Here is a 17,344-nt window from a genome sequence, read left to right as displayed (position 1 = left end):
AGCGAGCCCAGCGACAGCGCCGCCATGTGCCAGGCCTTCGCGTCGAAGGCGTCGCCGTGGGCCGCCCGGGCCGCGGCCCGGCCGGTCAGCCAGGCGCGCTCGCCGAGCTTGTAGCCGATCGCCTGCCCGGGCATGCCCAGGTAGCGGACCAGCTCGCTGTCCACGAAGTCGGCCGGACGGCCGCTGTAGCCGCCGAAGAAGTCCCGGGCCAGCTGCGGCGTCCAGCGCTCGCCCGGGTGGAACGGCGAGTCCGCCGGGATCTCCAGCTCCAGGTGCATGCCGATGTCCACGATGATGCGGTTGGCGCGCATCATCTGGGCGTCGAGGTAGCCGAGCCGCCGCTCCGGGTCGGTGAGGAAGCCCAACTCGTCCATCAGCCGCTCCGCGTACAGCGCCCAGCCCTCGGCGTTGGCGCTGACCATGCCGACGGTGGCCTGGTACCGCGACAGGTTCTCCGCGACGTGCGCCCACTGCGCGATCTGCAGGTGGTGGCCGGGCACCCCCTCGTGGTACCAGGTGGAGACCAGGTCGAAGACCGGGAAGCGGGTCTTGCCCATGGTGGGCAGCCAGGTGCGTCCCGGGCGGCTGAAGTCCTCCGACGGGCCGGTGTAGTACGGGGCCGCCGCGCCGCCGGGCGGGGCGATCCGGGACTCCACCCGGCGGACCCGCTCGGCGAGTTCGAAGTGGGTGCCGTCCAGCGCCTCGATGGCCTCGTCCATCAGGGCCTGGAGCCAGTCGCGCACCTCCTCGACCCCCTCGATGGCCTGGCCGTGCTCGTCCAGGTGCCGGAGCACCTCCCAGGGCGTCGCGTCGGGCAGGATCTTGCCGGCCTCGGCGACCATCTCTCCGTGCAGGCGGTGGAATTCGGACCAGCCGTACGCGTACGCCTCGTCCAGGTCCAGATCCGTGCCGTTCCACAGCCGGGACCAGCGGGCGTACCGCTCGCGGCCGACGGTGTCGGGGGCGCCGGCGACGGCCGGGGCGTAGGTGTCCCGGAACCAGTCGCGCAGCGCGGTGTAGGCGGCGGTGGCCTCGGCCGCGGCCGCGTCCAGTTCGGCGCGCTGCTCCTCCGGGCCGCCCGCGGTCAGCTCCGCGAACCAGCTGCCGGACCCGCCGTCGCCGGTCCACTCGGTGAACTGGCCGATGACCGTCTCCACCTGCTGCGGGCCGGCCCGCAGACCGCGGGCCAGGCCCTCGGTGAGCGACGCCCGGTAGCCGTCGAGCGCGGCCGGGATCTGCCGCAGCCGGGCCGCGATGTCCGCCCACTCCTGCGGTGTCCCGGTGGGCATCAAGGTGAAGGCCTCGCGGACCGCGTGCGCGGGTGAGGCCAGATTGCTCACCGCCCGCAACGGCTCCTGCGCGGCGTGGACCGCGAGTTCGGCGGTGAGCCGCTCCCGGAGCAGCCGGGCGCAGCGCCGCTCGGCGTCGCTCTCCGCCCCGGGCCGGGCCTCGGCCAGGGTCAGCCGGTCCAGCGTGGTGCGGGCCAGCTCGGCCAGTGCGTCGGCGCCCGCCGGTGAGAAGTCCGGCAGTCGGCGGCTGCTACCGGGCGCGCCGAGATACGTGCCGAGGATCGGATCGAGTTCGAGCAGGTCGTCGACGTAGGCGTCGGCGATCTGGCGGGGCAGGGCACTGCTGCTGAGGATGGACATACCGCCATCCTCGTACGCCGACGCCGTCCGCGTCACTAGTAAAAAATCTTCGCTGCCCGCGTCCCGGCGTCCGGCGGAGCGGCCCGGTCAGCGGCGGGGGCCAGTGACCCAGGGCAGCGCGGCCGGCGCGGGACCGGTGCCGCTGGCCGACGGCAGCGCGGCGGTGATCACCAAGGTGCCGTCCTCCAGCTGGTAGTCCAGCGGCAGGTCCAGCTCGCGCATGGTCGCCACCATGGCGGTGTTGGACGAGCGGGTGACCGCGTAGACGCTGTCCCGGCCCGCCTCCGCGGCGAGTTCGACCAGCCGGCGCAGCAGGGCGGCGCCGATGCCGCGGCGCTGCCAGTCGTCCTCGACGATCAGCGCGACCTCGTTCTCGTCGCCGTCCCACAGCAGGTGGCCGAGCGCCACCAGCCGTCCGGAGGCGGTCTCCACCGCGAGGGTGCGGCCGAAGCGCGGGCTCAGCAGATGGGCCAGATAGCGGTCGGCGTCGCCGACCGGCCCGTGGTAGCGGGAGGAGAGGGTGGCGGGGGAGCAGCGGTCGTGCATCGCCAGCGCGGCCGCGTGGTCGTCCGAGCCGGCCCGGCGCACGGTGATCTCGTTGCCCTCCGGGAGGGTGAGGACGTCCCGGCGGGCGGGCATCCGGACGCCGAGCCGCGCGTCGAGCTCCACCAGCGCCCTGGCCCGGGCGAACTCGGTCGGGGTGAAGGGCAGATGGTCGCGCCGGACGACGATGGTGCCGCCGGAGGGGTCGCGCAACCGCATCACGGTGGGCCGGGGCGACTCCTGGACCCCGGGCTCCTCCGCCGCGTCGTCCCGCGCCGAGCCCGCGGCGCCGCCGGGTGTCGCGGGCGTCGAGCTGATGGTGCAGCGGCCGAACAACTCGCGCAGCGCGAGGGGCAGTTCAGCCGGGTCCAGCGCGGTCCTGGTGGCCAGGGCGAGCATCCGGGTGGGCGCGTCCACCAGATCGTGGGCGTCGGCCCGCTCCAGCCAGGTGTCCGCGCCGCCCGCGTCGGCGACGGTGAGCGCCAGCGCGGCGGCCGGCAGCGCCGCGGGCGCCCGCAGCAGGAACTCGTCGACGGTGCCGTCGGCCAGCGGATGCGTCTGCAGGGTGACGATGTCGACCCGGCTGCCGGCCAGCGCGGTGCAGACCTCGCCCAGGCTGCCGGGGGTGTCGCGCAGGGTCGTCCGCAGCCGCCACAGCGTGGTCTCGGTGCCGGCCGGGGCGGTCTCGGGCGGGCCCGGTGGCGCGTGGCTGTGCCGGCGTGTCCACCAGGTGTGGAATCCCGCGGCGCCGAGCAGTCCGAGCGACGAGGTGGCCAGCAGCACTCCGCCGTCCGGGCCGTGGTTCACCAGGTCGGCCACGAAGTCAGCCGCGGCCATCGCGGTGAACAGCGCGGCCACTTCGGCGAGATCGCGGCCCCAGTGGCGCTGCCGGGCTCGGGTCTGGGCGGGAGTCGAGTGACGCATACCGCCACCATGCCGAAGGCTTGTTGCGCGGCCACGAACGTGTCATGACCAGACGGTAAAGGCCTGATCTTCCCGGTTAACTTACCTTTTCAACCTTTTTGCCGCCCGGGTGGAGAACCGGGTGGAAGCGCCTGGTGGAGGCGCCGGGCGGGAACGCTTGGGCGGGAGCGCCCGTGACCGGGGGCGCCGGGCAGCCGGGAGCACGGCCACCGCCCGGGTGATCGCCTCCGGCGACGCTGCCCCGTAGGAGCGCGGGGAGTTGCACGGCCAGCCAGTCGGGCCGGGTGCGGGTCGTCACCGGCCGGGTGGGCTGTTGCTGTCGTGTCCGGGCCTCCGGCGGGTGGTGGGTTCCTAGCGCCGTTCCTCGCGCCCCTGCCTTCGGCGCCCGGCCGGAGCCGAACCGGGGGTCGCTCAGCGGGCGTACGGCCATCGCGCGGGCGGCGGCGCGCCCAGGCCGCGGTGCCCGCCCCACTGCCGGCCCTGCCCCGGACGCACCGGGGCTGACGGCGGCCTCGTCGTCCCCGGCGGCCCTTCCGGTCCGGTCCGGCCCGGTCCGGCGAAAATCTTTCACGGCCCGGGAACTCGGCCGGGATGGGGGGGAGTTGTCTCAGTACGGGCCGGTGCGAGCACCGGCCCGGCCAGCTGCCCCGGCCGGGCGCCCCCGTCCCGGTCGGGGCCCAGAGCCCGGCCGACGTGTCGGACACGCTCTGGGCCGCCCGCGCGTCCGCGGGGCCCCCTCCTCCCGCGGACGCTGGGCGGTGCGGCCCCGGCTCCGCGCGGACGGCCGGGCGGCCCGGCCACCCGGCTACTTGACGCCGAGCGCCTGCTGCAGCGGGTCGATCGCGAAGTACGCCACGAAGCAGACCGACACGCCCCACACCAGGGGGTGCACCTCACGGATCTTGCCCAGCGCCGCCTTGATGACGACGAACGACAGGAAGCCGGCCCCGATCCCGTTGGTGATGCTGTAGGTGAACGGCATCACGACGATGGTGAGGAAGGCCGGGATCGCGATGTCGTACTGCGTCCAGTCGATGTTCCGCACCTGTGCCATCAGCAGGAAGCCCACCGCGACCAGGGCCGGCGCCGCCGCCTGTGACGGCACCACCCCGGCCAGGGGCGACAAGAAGAGCGCGACCGCGAAGAGCAGCCCCGTCACCACGCTGGCCAGCCCGGTGCGCGCGCCTTCGCCGACGCCGGCCGCCGACTCGACGAAGGCGGTGTTGGAGGAGCTGGACGCGATGCCGCCCGCGACCGCCGCCGCCCCGTCGATGAACAGCACCCGCCCGATGTTGGGCACCCGGCCCTGCTCGTCCAGCAGCCCCGCCTCGTTGGAGATGCCGACGATCGTGCCCATCGCGTCGAAGAAGTCCGACAGCACCAGGGTGAAGACGAACAGCAGGGAGGTGACCACGCCCGCCTCCCGGAACCCGCCGAAGAGGCTGAAGTGTCCGATGAGCCCGAAGTCGGGGCTGGCCACCACGTGGTGCGGCAGCTTCGGTACGGTCAGGCCCCAGGCGGCGTCGGGGATGTCCGCGATCGAGTTGACGATGATCGCCACCACCGTCATCACCACGATGCTGATCAGGATGGCGCCGCGCACCTTGCGGGCGACCAGCGCCACCGTCAGCAGCACTCCGAGGCAGAACACCAGCACCGGCCAGCCGGTGAGCGTTCCGGAGCCGCCGAGCTGGACCGGGGTGGTGGTCTTGGCCGCGTCGGGTATTCGGCTGGCGAACCCGGCGTCGACCAGGCCGATGAACGCGATGAACATACCGATACCCACGCTGATCGCCTGCTTGATCGCCTGCGGGATCGCGTTCATGATCGCCTCGCGCAGCCCGGTGGCGACCAGGACGCAGATCAGCAGGCCCTCCAGGACCACCAGACCCATCGCGTCCGGCCAGCTCATCCTCGGCGCCAACTGGAAGGCGACCACCGCGTTCAGGCCCAGGCCGGTCGCGATGGCCAGCGGCAGATTGCCGCCGACGCCCATGACCGCGCTCATCACCGCCGCCACCAGGGCGGTCGCGGTGAGCAGCTGGGCGGTGGACAGGTGGTGCCCGAACTTGTCGGTCGCGCTGCCCAGGATGATCGGATTGAGCACCAGGATGTAGGCCATCGTGAAGAACGTGGCGAGGCCGCCGCGGACCTCCCGCGCCGGGGTCGAACCGCGCTCGGTGATCCGGAAGTAGCGGTCCAGCCGGTTGCCGGTCGGCGGTGGCGGGGACGTCGGCTTCTCTGCTTCCACGGTGGGTCCGGACATGGCACTCCTCTGAGATCGAACCGGGGTCGGTGGGGGGAGGGGGATCGGTCGGGGGTCGGCGGGGGACGGCGGGGACAGGGCGGCGGCGCCGCGGGGAACGGGACGGCGTGGACGGACGGCGGGCGGGGAAACGCCGCTCCAACAAAGGGTGCAAGCGGGCGGGGCACACGGATTGTGCTCCCGCCGGACGGGTCGCGGGTTTCGGCCGCGTTACACCGTCGGTTTTCAGTCATGCGCCGGTCAACACCGGGGTCCGCACGGTCGCCGTAAGGCCGTCCGCGGGGGCGCCGACTCCGCGATCCGCCGCATCACCACCTGCTCCTCACAGACCGCCGGCCACCCGCAGCACCGCACCGGTGGTGTAGGACGCCTGCGCCGACAGCAGCCACGCCACCGCGCCCGCGACCTCCTCCGGCTGCCCCGGCCGTCCCATCGGGATACGGCCCGGATCGCGCCAGGGCCGCTCGGGGTCGCCCATCGCGGCATGGATTCCGGTGACGATCATGCCGGGCTGCACGGAGTTGACCCGTATCCCCTCGGCCGCCAGTTCCTTGGACAGGCCCGTCGTCAGCGCATCCACCGCCGCCTTGCTGGCCGCGTAGTGCACGTACTCGCCGGGGCTGCCCAGCGTGGCGCCGCCCGAGGACATGTTAACGATCGCGCCGCCGCCGCCCCCGCGCCGGGTGGACATCTCCTGCGCCGCGCGGCGGGCGCAGATCAGCGCGCCCATCACATTGACGTCCACCACGCGGCGCATGACCGCCACCGGGGTCTCGGTGAACCGGCCCAGCGGGCCGGTGATGCCCGCGTTGTTCACCAGCCCGGTGACCGGCCCCAGGCCCGCCGTCACCGCGTCGAAGAACGCGTCGACCTGGTCCTCGTCGCTGGTGTCGAGCTGGTGCACCAGGCATTCCCCGCCGGCCGCCCGCACCGTGCCGGCCACCTCCAGCGCCGCTTCCGCCGCCCGTTCGTAGCCGATGCCGATCCGGTGCCCGTCCGCCGCGAGCCGCAGCGCCACCGCGGCCCCGATGCCCCGGCCACCCCCGGTGACCACCGTGACCTGGTCCATCGAAGCCGTCCTCCCGCTGCTGGCCGCCGTCCACCGCGGTTCGCGGCCGCGCGCTGTGCCCGCGCGGATCACGAACGCTATCGCAGCGGACGATCAACACCGCGTGAACCTCTCATGTATCCGGTTCCGGTGGGCTTGGGCGGGTCCGAGTATTGGTCTTGACCAAGTTTGGGCACCGGCTCTATCGTCACCAGTAGTAGTGCAAGGACCTTTAATAAACACAGGTTCCGAAACAAGGCTTAACAAGCCGCCCGACCCGGCCCGATCGGCCGGCGGCGGCCCCGGGGAATGCGAGGACAGGGTGGGGACCACGCAGCTCGAAGCGGTGCAGGAGCCGAAGTACTGGCACCTCAAGACGGTGCTGAACGACGCCCTCGACTCCGAGTTCGAGGTCGGCGAGATCCTGCCGAACGAACGTGACCTGGCGGCCCGCTTCGGTGTGGCACGGGCCACGTTGCGCCAGGCGCTCGAACAACTGGAGCTGGAAGGCCGGCTGCAGCGGCGCCGCGGCGTCGGCACCACGGTGGCGCCGCCCCGGATGGGTGTCGCCGTCGGACCGTTGACCAACGCCTGGCCGGGCGCGGGCCGCGACGCGTGGAACACCGTCGGCTGCGTCGAGGCCGTCGCCCCCGCGGCGATCGCCGCCCTGCTCGGCACCGGAACGGACGACGCCGTGCACACCATCCGCCGCGAGCGGGTGATGCAGGGCCAGTCGGTCGCCACCGAACTCCTCTACGTCCCGCCGGCCTCGGTGCCGAACCTGTCCGGGCTGCTCACGCCCGCCACCCACGCCCCGGCCGTGCTGCGGGAGCTGCACTCCCTGACGCTGGACGGCGACGACCGGGCGGTGGAGCTGGGCTCGGCCCGCGCGGAGGACGCCAAGCAGCTCGACCGGCTGCCCGGCGCGCCGGTGCTCGTGGTCACCACCCGCTACTACGCCGGCGGCCGGGTCGCCGCCGCCTCGGTGGCCACCTACCGCGCGGACACCTGCCGGCTGACCTTCGGCGACTCCGGCGCACTCGAGGTCACCCACCACCAGCCGGAGAGCCGCCAGGCGTCCTGACCGGCGCCCGCCCGCCCCCGAACGGCCGACCGCGGCCCACCGGCCTCCCGCCGGTGGGCCGCGGTGCTGTCGGCCGCCGGAAGCGCGGCGGCACGGCAAACGCCCGGCCCCGCCGCGAACGGCCTCAGCGCCGCGCCATCGAGGTCTGCTCGACGGCGAACAGCTGCTCCTCCACGTGGTCCAGTGCCAGCCGCAGCGCGCCGGTGGCGATCGCCTCCTGGCCCAAGGCGGAGACCACGACGTTCGGCGTCCGCAGGCAGTAGCGGGCCAACTCCGAACGCAGCGGCTCCAGTACGCCGTCCAGGCCGGCCGCCCAGCCACCGATCACCACCAGCTCGGGGTCGATCGCCAGCACCAGCGCGGCCACGTCGTGCACCAGCCGGCGAAGGAAACGCTCCACGGCGTCCTTCGCCTGTACGTCGCCCTCCTTGGCCAGCGCGAACACCCGCTCCACGGCGGGCTCGTCCAGCGGGTGCAGCGGCGTGCCGGTGGTGGACAGCAGATGTTCCGGGGTGACCTCGCGGCCCAGCAGGTGCAGTGCGCCGATCTCGCCGGCCGCGCCGCCGAAGCCGCGGTGCAGCCGCCCGCCGATCAGCGAGCCCGCGCCCGGGCTGAGGCCCGCCAGGACGAACACCACATCGTCGGTGCCGACCGCGGCGCCCTTCCAGTGCTCGGCGACCGCGGCCACATTCGCGTCGTTCTCCACCAGCACCGGACATCGGAAGGAGCGCTGCAGCCGCTCGCCGAGCGCCAGGCCCGTCCAGCCGGGCAGCGCGGTGCCCAGCCGCACCTCGCCGTGCGCCTCGACGATGCCGGGGCTGCCCACCCCGACCGCCCACAGCAGGTTGCGCGCCACACCGGCCTTGCGCAGCAGCTCGGCGACGGTGATCCGGACCCGCTCCAGCCGGTCGTCGGCGGACGCGGACTCGTCGACCTCGCGCCCGTGCGACCCCAGCACCTGCCCGCTGAGATCCGACAGCACCGCCCGCACCTGGTGGGCGCCTATCTCGATACCCAGCAGATGGCCGGCCTCGGCATGGAAGCGGAAGCGGCGGGCCGGCCGGCCCTGCTTGCGGGTGTCGCCCGGCTCCGGGGCGACCTCGACCACCAGATCGGACTCCGCCAGCCCCTCGACTGACCCCCTCGACCGTCGGCCGGGACAGTCCGGTGCTGTGCACCAGCTCGGTCAGGGTCGGGGTCTGTGCCCCGCGGAGCGCATGGAGGACGACCGCGGAATTGATCCGCCGGAGCAGGGACGGGTCCCCGCCGGTGAGTCGCCCCAAGGTGTGTCCTCCCAGCATGTACCTGTGTGTCGCGGATCGTACCCGGCGCGGGGCCGCGCGGCGAGTGCCGCCGGGTTCCGGTTGCGTGACATGTGGGGCGGCGCTTTCCCGGCGGCCCGGCCACCGCTTTCCCGACGGACCACCAGGTGACGCGGGCCGGGTCCGGCGAGGGGATCCGCAGGCCCGGGCGGCGGCCGGGTCAGCGGGTCGGCGGCGCCTCGGCGGCGGTCCGCAGCCGGCCGAACTCGGCGGCCAGCGCGGCCGGCGACCAGTGCGCGTTGAGCCCGCTGGGGCTCGGCAGCACCCAGATCCGGGTGTGGCCGATGGTCCGCTCCTGCGGCCCGACCTTGGCCGCCCGGTCGTCGAACGCCACCCGGTACGCGGTGACACCGAGCACCGCCAGCCACTGCGGCCGGCGGGCCTCGACCTTCGCGGTGAGCCGCTTGCCGCCGGCGGTCAGCTCGTCCGCGGTCAGCTCGTCGGCACGGGCGGTGGCCCGGGGCGCGACATTGGTGATGCCCAGGCCGAGGGCGAGCATTCCCTGCTGCTCGGCCGGCGCGAAGCGGCGCGGGGTGAAACCCGAGGCGTGCAGGGCCGGCCAGAACCGATTGCCGGGCCGGGCGAAGTGATAGCCCGTCCACGCCGACATCAGCCCCGGGTTGATGCCGCAGAACAGCACCCGCAGACCGTCGTCGACGATGTCCACCAGCGTGCGGGCGCGGGCCTCGGCCAGCTGTTCGGGCGTCAGAGGATCGCCCCCGGACGGTAGGCCGCCGCGCTCGGGTGCGCCTTGGTGACCTCCTCGATGCGGCGGACCACCTCGGCCACCTGCCCGGCGGCGGCGCCGGTGAAGGACAGCCGGTCGGCCATCAGCGCGTCGAGTGCCGCCCGGTCCAGCGGAATACGCTCGTCGGCGGCCAGCCGGTCCAGCAACTCGTTGCGCTCGGTGCCCTGTTCGCGCATCGCCAGCGCGGACGCCACCGCGTTCTCCTTGATCGCCTCGTGGGCGGCCTCCCGGCCGACTCCCGCCCGCACCGCGCCCATCAGCACCTTCGTGGTGGCCAGGAACGGCAGGTAGCGGTCCAGCTCCCGGGCCACCACCGCGGGGAAGGCGCCGAACTCGTCCAGGACCGTCAAGAAGGTCTCCAGCAGCCCGTCGAAGGCGAAGAACGCGTCCGGCAGCGCCACCCGGCGGACCACCGAGCACGACACGTCGCCCTCGTTCCACTGGTCGCCGGCCAGCTCGCCGGTCATCGAGGCGTAGCCGCGCAGGACCACCATCAGGCCGTTGACCCGCTCGCAGGACCGGGTGTTCATCTTGTGCGGCATCGCGGACGAGCCGACCTGGCCCGGCTTGAAGCCCTCGGTGACCAGCTCGTGCCCGGCCATCAGCCGGATCGTCTTCGCCAGCGAGGACGGCGCGGCGGCCAGCTGCACCAGCGCGGTCACCGCGTCGTAGTCCAGGGAGCGCGGGTAGACCTGGCCGACCGAGGTGAACGCCCGGGAGAAGCCGAGGTGGTCGGCGATCCGGTGCTCCAGTTCGGCGAGCCGGCCGCTGTCGCCCCCGAGCAGGTCCAGCATGTCCTGGGCGGTGCCGACCGGCCCCTTGATGCCGCGCAGCGGATAGCGCCCGATCAGGTCCTCGACCCGTTCGAAGGCCACCAGCAGCTCGTCGGCGGTGGTCGCGAAGCGCTTGCCCAGCGTCGTCGCCTGCGCGGCCACGTTGTGCGAGCGCCCCGCCATGACCAGCTCCGCGTACTGCGCCGCCAGCTGGCCGAGCCGGGCGAGCACCGCGACCGTCCGGTCCCTGACGTGCTCCAGCGACAGCCGGATCTGCAGCTGCTCCACATTCTCGGTCAGGTCGCGGGAGGTCATCCCCTTGTGCACCTGCTCGTGCCCGGCGAGCGCGTTGAACTCCTCGATCCGGGCCTTCACATCGTGCCGGGTGACCTTCTCCCGCTCGGCGATCGACGGCAGGTCGACCTCTTCGAGGACCCGCTCGTAGTCCGCGATCGCCCGCTCGGGCACCTCGATACCGAGGTCCTTCTGCGCCCGCAGCACCGCCAGCCACAGCCGCCGCTCCAGCACCACCTTCTGCTCGGGCGACCAGAGGGTCGCGAGCTCCGCGGAGGCGTAGCGGCCGGCGAGGACGTTCGGGATGCGAGGCTTGGCAGTCACGTAGGGAGAGCTTACCGGCTGCGGCCCGGCCGCCGTCCCGCTCCAGCGGCCCGGACCACCGGCGATGTGCCCCGCGGCGGGGGAAGTGATCACGTAGCCTCCGGGCATGAGGGACACCGAGTTCGTGCAGCGGGTGATCGGCATTCTCACCGAGGCCAAGGAGCTGGCCGCCCTGCCGGAAGAGGCGGCAACGGGTCCCGATGCGGCGTCCGACCATGTGATCGCACTGCTGAACGAGCTGCTGGAGCCGATCGAGCTGCCGCTCGACGTGCCGCCCGACGAACTGGTGGTGGCGCTGAACCATCAGGTCGGCGGCATCCTGCTGAAACTGGTCGGCTCCTTCTCGGCGGCGTTCGTCGAGCTCGCGCACGTGCACGACATGGGGCGCGACGATCTGTCGTCGGCCGATGTGCTGCAGGCGATCGCGCTGCGCGCCGAGACCCTGCCGTCGGACGGCGACGACTAGGACGACGACCAGGAGGACGTTCTACTCGTCGTGGTAGGGCAGCAGGTCCGGGCGCTTGGGCGGGCGGCCGTCGCCCGAGGAGCGGCCGGTGAGCCGGCGGCCGATCCACGGGAGCAGGTGCTCACGGGTGAACCGCAGGTCGGCGCCGCGGCGGCTCGCCCATCCGGCGCGGACGGCCGGCGGCAGCGCGAGGGTCCACTCGGCCGCGGCGGGCAGTCCCAGCGTCTGCCAGACGGCCTCCGCGACCCGCTCGTGGCCCTCGGCGGTGAGATGCAGGCGGTCGTCGGCCCACATCCGGGCGTCGCTCAGCACGCCCGCGCCGTACAGGTCCACCACCAGCGCGCCGTGCCGCTGCGCCAACTCCCCGATGAAGCCGAACACGTGCTCCATCCGGGGCAGGAACCGGGTGGCGACCGGGCCGGTGCGCACCGGGCTGCGCATCAGGACCAACTGCTTGCAGGCCGGGGCCAGCCGCGCCACGGAGCTCTCCAGCAGGGCGCAGACCTCGTCCACGTCGCACTTGGGCCGCAGCGTGTCATTGAGCCCGCCGACCAGGGTGATCAGGTCCGCGCCCATCGCCGCCGCGGTGTCCACCTGGTCCTCGGCGATCTGCCGGATCAGCTTGCCGCGCACCGCGAGGTTCGCGTAGCGGAAACCGGGGTCGAGCGCGGCCAGTCGGGCGGCGAGCAGGTCGGCCCACCCCCGGTAGGTGCCGTCGGGCAGCAGATCGGACATCCCCTCGGTGAAGGAGTCGCCGACCGCGACGAAACTGGAGTACGTGACAGGCGTCTGCATGGCCCGGTGATCTTATGCGACCGCGCGGGCGGCAGCGAAACAGCACCGGGGCTATCCGCGGGTGCTGCCGACCAGCTCCTTGAGCACGTCCTCCATCGTCACCAGGCCCACCCCGCGCCCCTCGTCGTCCACCACCGCCGCCAGATGGGCCCTGCTCGCGCGCATCGCGGTGAGCACGTCGTCCAGCGGGGTCGCCGCCACCACCCGGGTGATCGGCCGCAGCGCCGAACGGGGGAAGGGCTCGTCGCGCGGCTCGGCGTCGAGCGCGTCCTTCACGTGCAGATAGCCCAGCACCCGCCCGTCCGCGTCGGCCACCGGAAACCGGGAGAAACCCGACCGGGCGCTCAGCGCCTCCAGCCCCTCCGGGGTGATCCCGAGCTCGGCCCGCACCACCTGCCCGGCCGGCAGCACGATCTCGCCGACCGGCCGCCGGCCCAGCTCCAGCGCGTCCCGCAACCGCTCGGTGGACCGCTCGTCCAGCAGCCCGGCGGCGCCCGCGTCCACCACCATCCGGGACAGCTCGTCGTCCGAGAACACCGCCTCCACCTCGGTCTTCTGCTCCACCCGCAACAGCCGCAGCCCGCCGTTGGCCAGCGCGTTCACCCCGAAGATCACCGGCTTCAGCGCCCGGGTCAGCCCCACCAGCGGAGGTCCCAGCCGCAGCGCGGTCGGCACCGGCTGGGCCAGCGCGATGTTCTTCGGCACCATCTCGCCGAACAGCATGTGCAGATAGGTGGCCGCCACCAGCCCGATCACGAAGGACACCGGGCGTCCCACCCCGTCGCCCACGTGCGCCGCGCGGAACAGCGGCTCCAGCAGGTGCTCGATCGCCGGCTCGGCCACGATGCCGAGCACCACGGTGGAGGCGGTGACGCCCAGTTGCGCCGCGGCCAGCATCGGCGACAGGTTCTCCAGGCCCCACAGCACCCGGTGCGCGCGCCGGTCGCCTTCCTCGGCGAGCGGCTCGATCTGGCTGCGGCGCACCGAGATCATCCCGAACTCGGCGCCGACGAAGAACGCGTTCACCACCACGGTGAGCAGGCCGATGAACAACTGGGCGACGGTCATCGGGCCCGCCCCGGCGGTTCGCCCGCCCTGGGCGGCGACAGCAGCCGGGCCCGGGCCGCCCGCCGTCCCGCCGCCTCGGTGACCTCGATCCGCCAGCCGTCGATCTCGACGGTGTCCCCCTCCTGCGGGATCCGGCCGAGCCGCTGCGCGACCAGGCCGGCCAGCGTCTCGTACGGGCCCTCCGGGGCGCGCAGCCCGATCCGCTCCAGCTGGTCCTCGGTCCGGGTGGCGCCGTCGGCGTCGTAGATCCGGCGGCCCTCGGCGTCCTCGCGCAGGAAGAGGAGTACCGGCACCTCCTGCGGATCGTGCTCGTCGCGGACCTCGCCGACCACCTCCTCCACGATGTCCTCCATGGTGACCACCCCGGCCGTGCCGCCGTACTCGTCGATCACCACCGCCATCGTCTGCCGGCCGGACAGCCGCTCCAGCAGGCGGTCCACGGTCAGCGACTCCGGCACCAGCAGCGGTTCGCGCAGCAGCTCACCGACCGGCAGCCGGGCCCTGCGATGGGCTGGTACGGCCAGCACGTCCTTGATGTGCACGGTGCCGACCACCGCGTCGAGGGTGTCGCGGTAGACCGGGAAGCGGGACAGCCCCGTGGCCCGGGTGGCGTTCGCCACGTCCTCGGCGGTGGTCTGCTCCTCCAGGGCGGTCACCTGCACCCGGGGGGTCATCACGTTCTCCGCGGTGAGGTCGGCCAGGCTCAGGGAGCGGACGAACAGCTCGGCGGTGTCCGCCTCCAGCGCGCCCTCCTTCGCCGAGTGCCGGGCCAGCGCCACCAGCTCCTGCGGTCCGCGGGTGGAGGCCAGCTCCTCGGTCGGCTCCAGGCCCATCCGGCGCAACACCCGGTTGGCGGCACTGTTCAGATGGCGGATCAGCGGCCCGAAGGCCGCGGTGAACATCCCCTGCGGCCCGGCCACCGCCCGTACCACCCGCAGCGGCCGGGAGATCGCCCAGTTCTTCGGGATCAGCTCGCCGATGACCATCAGCGCCACCGTCGAGATCGCCGTGCCCAGCACCAGGCCCAGCGAGGACGCGGTCGACTTCGACAGGCCGGCCGCCCGCAGCGGGCCGCGCAGCAGCTTGCTGACCGATGCCTCGGACAGCAGGCCGACGACCAGCCCCGTGACGGTGATGCCGAGCTGGGCCCCGGACAGCTGGACGGTCAGCGTCCGGACGCCGGCCAGCGCCGCGGCGGCGCCCCGTTCACCCCGCTCGGCGGCGATTTCCAGCTCGCCGCGCTCCACCGTCGTCAAGGAGAACTCGGCGGCCACGAACACGCCACAGGCGAAGGTGAGCAGCAGGGCCACCACCAGGAGCAGCACTTCGATCATCCGGACACCTCGGTCCCATGATCGGCCACGGGCGCGGGGAACGCACGCGTTGGGACCGGCCGATCACGGTTCCGGCCCCGCGGCTCACCGGTCGGCGAGCGGCTTGGTCCAGCGGCGCCACTGGTGCTCGGGTTCGTAGCCGGCCGCCCGCCAGGCGGGATGGGCCGACGCGTTGCGCTCCAGCACCATCGCGTCGCCGCGCCGGCCGCCCAGCGCGAGGAACCGCTGCTCGGCCGCTTCCAGCAAGGTCCGGGCCACGCCCTGGCGGCGGGCGTCCGGGTGCACGGCGAGCCGGTACAGATGGCAGCGCCAGCCGTCGAAGCCGGCGATCACCGACCCCACCAGCACCCCGTCCCGGTCGGCGAGCAGCAGGGCCTCGGGGTCGCGTTCGATCAGCCGCGCCACGCCTGCCTCGTCGTCGCTGATACTGGTGCCCTGGGCCGCCAGCCGCCAGAAGGCGAGCACCGCCGGCGCGTCACCTCTCGCCGCGGGCCGTATCCGAAGGTCGCTCATGGCGGCAGCCAATCACTCCCGGGCCCGCGGGCGGCGGCGATTCCGCGATCCGGGATGGCACTCTTGCCGCTACTAGCGCCGCAGCGCTAGCGTGGTCGCATGGCGAAGACCCAGTTGAACGTTCGGGTGGACGAAGCCACCGCCGAGACGGCGCGGGAACGGGCCTCACAGCGCGGCATCAGCGTGAATCGCTACATCGAGGAACTCGTCCAGCAGGACGAGGGCGAGAACGGCCGGGCGTTCGTCCAGGCGGCTGCCGACTTCATGCAGCGCTACGAACAGGTCTTTGAAGAGGAGTTCGGCGGCCGGGGCGAAGGCACGCGTTGACCCTGCGGATCGACCTCGCCTGGCTGCTGATGGTCGCCGAGCACAACACCCCGGGGGACCCGCAGGTCACCGACTGGGGAGCGCTGGTCGCAGCGGTCAGCAGGCACCGGGCCGAGATCTTCGGACATCCCGTCTATCCGGACGAGCACACCCGGGCCGCCGCGCTGCTCCAGCTGCTGCTGCACGTACCGGCCCTGGAGCGCTCCAACGCGCTCTTCGCGACCGCGGTCGCCTACGCCTATCTGGTGGCCTGCGGCCTGAAGGTCACCACCACGCCCGAGCAGGTCAGGGAACTGGCCCGGCTGGTCAAGGACGGCGGCGCCGGGCTGGAGCGGATCGCGGCCGAGCTGCGGGCCTGGACCGGCTGAGGAGCCCGGCCCGCCGGCTCGGCTGAGGAGCCCGGTCCTGTCCCCCGGACCGGCTGAGGAGCCCCCGTTCTGCCCGCCGGCCGGAGCGGAGCCCCTCGCGACCCGGCCGGGCGGGGCCGGGCCCTATCTGAGCCGCCAGGCCGTCTGGGCGTACGTGCCCTCCTTCCGGAAGGCGAGCAGCTTGGCCGGCGCCACCTCGTAGACCCCCGCCGCGCCCCCGGCGTGCCAGAAACTGCCGTCCCGGACCTCGAACCGCCACTCCTCGCCGTACTTCGCCACCCAGGCGCCGGCCAGCAGCTCCAGCAGCGCCGGCTCGGTGACCCGCACGGCCGGGCCCTCGGCGACCACGTCCAGGCCCTCGTGCAGGGAATTGCTCCCGGTGGTCAGCGCCACCTGCGGGTTGGCGACAAGATTGCGGGCCTTCTGCTCGGTGTCGCCGGTGGTGAAGTACAGGAGCTCGTCGTACCAGACGGCGATCAGCGGAGTGACGTGCGGACGGCCGTCCGCCCGCACGGTGGTCAGCCAGAAGGTGCCGGCCGCCAGCAGCACGGCCTCCACCTCCTCCCACGCCGAGGGCTGCGCGGTGGGGTCGCTGAAGCGGGGGTCGAGCGTGCCGGTGGCCATGACGTCTCCATTGACGGGGGAGCGGCGGTCGTGGCTCCAGCATGACGGCAGGGTCCGACAATCCCCCGCCGGCCTACGCGTCGCCCGTCGCAGCCGCGTAGGGCGCCGGCGCGTAGACCCTGGTGAAGGCGGCGGCGTCCCGAGGTGCCGCCCAGCTGCGGCGCCAGCCAGTTCGGGGCGGCGGCGCGGAAGTCGGCCGGGGACAGCGACCCGGCGGCCTCGGGGAGGGCGCCGAGCAGCGGGGCGCCGGCCGCCTGCGGGAGTTCGGCGAGGTTGCAGCGATCGGCCAGCTCCGGGTCGGCCCGCCAGCTTCCGATGATCACGCCGAGGCAGCTGAGCTTGCGGGCCTGGAGGGCCTGCGCGGTGAGGGCCGTCACATTGAGCGTGCCGAGCCCGCGGGGGCCACCAGCAGCACCCGGGCGCGCAGCAGCGCCGCCGCGTCGGCCAGCGTGGAGCCCTGCGCGTCGTAGCGCACCAGCAGCCCGCCGGCGCCTTCGATCAGCACCACGTCGTGCACGGCGGCCAGCTTGGCCGCGGCCTCCGCGATGTCCTCCGGCCCGACCGTGTCCAGTCCGGCCCGCAGCGCCGCCGTCGCCGGCGCCAACGGCTCGGGGTAACGGGCCAGTTCCGCCGCCGTCACCTCCCCGGCGAGCCGGGCGACCTCGGCGGCGTCCCCGGGCTCGCCGCCCGTCACCCCCGTCTGCGCGGGCTTCAGCACCGCCACGCTCAGCCCCTGCGCCAGCGACGCGGCGGCGACGGCGGCGGTTGCCACCGTCTTCCCCACCTCAGTACCCGTCCCGGTGACGACCACGATGGCCATACCTCAGCTCCTTTCCTCGATCATTCCTCGGGCATTCCCCGATGTCCGGGGCCG

The 17,344-nt window shown here is 73.6% G+C and carries 15 protein-coding genes and 3 pseudogenes; 4 read left to right on the top strand and 14 right to left on the bottom strand.

Annotated features, from left to right (window positions below; translation table 11 throughout):
- The 4 genes from GA0115240_RS23720 to GA0115240_RS23705 all read right to left on the bottom strand — a co-directional run.
- The coding region (locus tag GA0115240_RS23720; RefSeq protein ID WP_093739436.1) for a DUF885 domain-containing protein at nt 1-1,649 on the bottom strand (1,649 nt) is incomplete at its 3' end.
- Between the two features lie 87 nt (nt 1,650-1,736).
- Nucleotides 1,737-3,116 (bottom strand): GNAT family N-acetyltransferase, encoded by a 1,380-nt coding sequence (locus GA0115240_RS23715; protein ID WP_093739434.1) that lies wholly within the window; start codon nt 3,114-3,116, stop codon nt 1,737-1,739.
- An 805-nt stretch (nt 3,117-3,921) separates the two neighbouring features.
- The gene (locus tag GA0115240_RS23710) at nt 3,922-5,382 is read right to left on the bottom strand and encodes an NCS2 family permease (protein WP_093739432.1); all 1,461 of its coding nucleotides are present in this window, start codon (nt 5,380-5,382) and stop codon (nt 3,922-3,924) included.
- A gap of 322 nt (nt 5,383-5,704) precedes the next feature.
- Nucleotides 5,705-6,451: an SDR family oxidoreductase gene (locus GA0115240_RS23705; RefSeq protein WP_093739430.1), complete on the bottom strand. Its 747-nt coding sequence runs from the start codon at nt 6,449-6,451 to the stop codon at nt 5,705-5,707.
- Nucleotides 6,452-6,752: 301 nt separating this feature from the next.
- On the opposite strand from GA0115240_RS23705, the gene GA0115240_RS23700 reads away from it, so the two are divergent.
- Entirely contained in the window at nt 6,753-7,514 is a 762-nt protein-coding gene (locus GA0115240_RS23700) for a GntR family transcriptional regulator (protein ID WP_093739428.1), read from the top strand.
- 124 nt (nt 7,515-7,638) lie between these two features.
- Here GA0115240_RS23700 and GA0115240_RS23695 read toward each other — a convergent pair.
- The 3 genes and pseudogenes from GA0115240_RS23695 to purB form a co-directional block, all read right to left on the bottom strand.
- Nucleotides 7,639-8,797 (bottom strand): annotated as a pseudogene (locus GA0115240_RS23695) (ROK family protein).
- A gap of 199 nt (nt 8,798-8,996) precedes the next feature.
- A complete protein-coding gene (gene mug, locus GA0115240_RS23690; protein ID WP_370673366.1) occupies nt 8,997-9,503 on the bottom strand; it encodes a G/U mismatch-specific DNA glycosylase in 507 nt (168 codons plus the stop codon).
- A 38-nt stretch (nt 9,504-9,541) separates the two neighbouring features.
- The gene (purB, locus tag GA0115240_RS23685; RefSeq protein ID WP_093739426.1) at nt 9,542-10,975 is read right to left on the bottom strand and encodes an adenylosuccinate lyase; all 1,434 of its coding nucleotides are present in this window, start codon (nt 10,973-10,975) and stop codon (nt 9,542-9,544) included.
- Between the two features lie 106 nt (nt 10,976-11,081).
- On the opposite strand from purB, the gene GA0115240_RS23680 reads away from it, so the two are divergent.
- Entirely contained in the window at nt 11,082-11,441 is a 360-nt protein-coding gene (locus tag GA0115240_RS23680; RefSeq protein WP_093739424.1) for a hypothetical protein, read from the top strand.
- Between the two features lie 21 nt (nt 11,442-11,462).
- Here GA0115240_RS23680 and GA0115240_RS23675 read toward each other — a convergent pair whose 3' ends face one another.
- From GA0115240_RS23675 to GA0115240_RS23660, 5 genes and pseudogenes are all read right to left on the bottom strand, one after another.
- Complete coding sequence (locus tag GA0115240_RS23675; RefSeq protein ID WP_093739422.1) at nt 11,463-12,236, bottom strand: SGNH/GDSL hydrolase family protein; 774 nt, start codon at nt 12,234-12,236, stop codon at nt 11,463-11,465.
- Nucleotides 12,237-12,287: 51 nt separating this feature from the next.
- A complete protein-coding gene (locus tag GA0115240_RS39390; RefSeq protein ID WP_370673365.1) occupies nt 12,288-12,626 on the bottom strand; it encodes a CBS domain-containing protein in 339 nt (112 codons plus the stop codon).
- Nucleotides 12,627-12,719: 93 nt separating this feature from the next.
- Nucleotides 12,720-13,304, bottom strand: a pseudogene (locus GA0115240_RS39385) (CNNM domain-containing protein); the annotation flags it as partial.
- A complete protein-coding gene (locus tag GA0115240_RS23665) occupies nt 13,301-14,638 on the bottom strand; it encodes a hemolysin family protein (protein ID WP_093739418.1) in 1,338 nt (445 codons plus the stop codon). The gene GA0115240_RS23665 and the pseudogene GA0115240_RS39385, both read right to left, overlap by 4 nt.
- A gap of 84 nt (nt 14,639-14,722) precedes the next feature.
- A complete protein-coding gene (locus GA0115240_RS23660; RefSeq protein WP_093739416.1) occupies nt 14,723-15,151 on the bottom strand; it encodes a GNAT family N-acetyltransferase in 429 nt (142 codons plus the stop codon).
- A gap of 99 nt (nt 15,152-15,250) precedes the next feature.
- On the opposite strand from GA0115240_RS23660, the gene GA0115240_RS23655 reads away from it, so the two are divergent.
- The gene (locus GA0115240_RS23655) at nt 15,251-15,478 is read left to right on the top strand and encodes an antitoxin (RefSeq protein ID WP_093739414.1); all 228 of its coding nucleotides are present in this window, start codon (nt 15,251-15,253) and stop codon (nt 15,476-15,478) included.
- On the top strand, nt 15,475-15,846 hold the full coding sequence (locus tag GA0115240_RS23650; RefSeq protein WP_093739412.1) for a fic family toxin-antitoxin system, toxin component: 372 nt from the start codon (nt 15,475-15,477) through the stop codon (nt 15,844-15,846). Before GA0115240_RS23655 ends, GA0115240_RS23650 begins: the two co-directional genes overlap by 4 nt.
- Nucleotides 15,847-15,969: 123 nt before the next feature.
- Here the strand turns inward: GA0115240_RS23650 and GA0115240_RS23645 are convergent, their stop codons facing one another.
- Both GA0115240_RS23645 and bioD read right to left on the bottom strand, forming a co-directional pair.
- Entirely contained in the window at nt 15,970-16,470 is a 501-nt protein-coding gene (locus GA0115240_RS23645; protein WP_093739410.1) for a pyridoxamine 5'-phosphate oxidase family protein, read from the bottom strand.
- A 143-nt stretch (nt 16,471-16,613) separates the two neighbouring features.
- Nucleotides 16,614-17,290, bottom strand: a pseudogene (gene bioD, locus GA0115240_RS23640) (dethiobiotin synthase); the annotation flags it as partial.
- Nucleotides 17,291-17,344 lie beyond the last annotated feature (54 nt).

Source organism: Streptomyces sp. DvalAA-14 (genome assembly GCF_900091855.1).
Lineage (GTDB): Bacteria > Actinomycetota > Actinomycetes > Streptomycetales > Streptomycetaceae > Actinacidiphila.
This window is presented reverse-complemented; position numbering and strand designations above follow the sequence as displayed.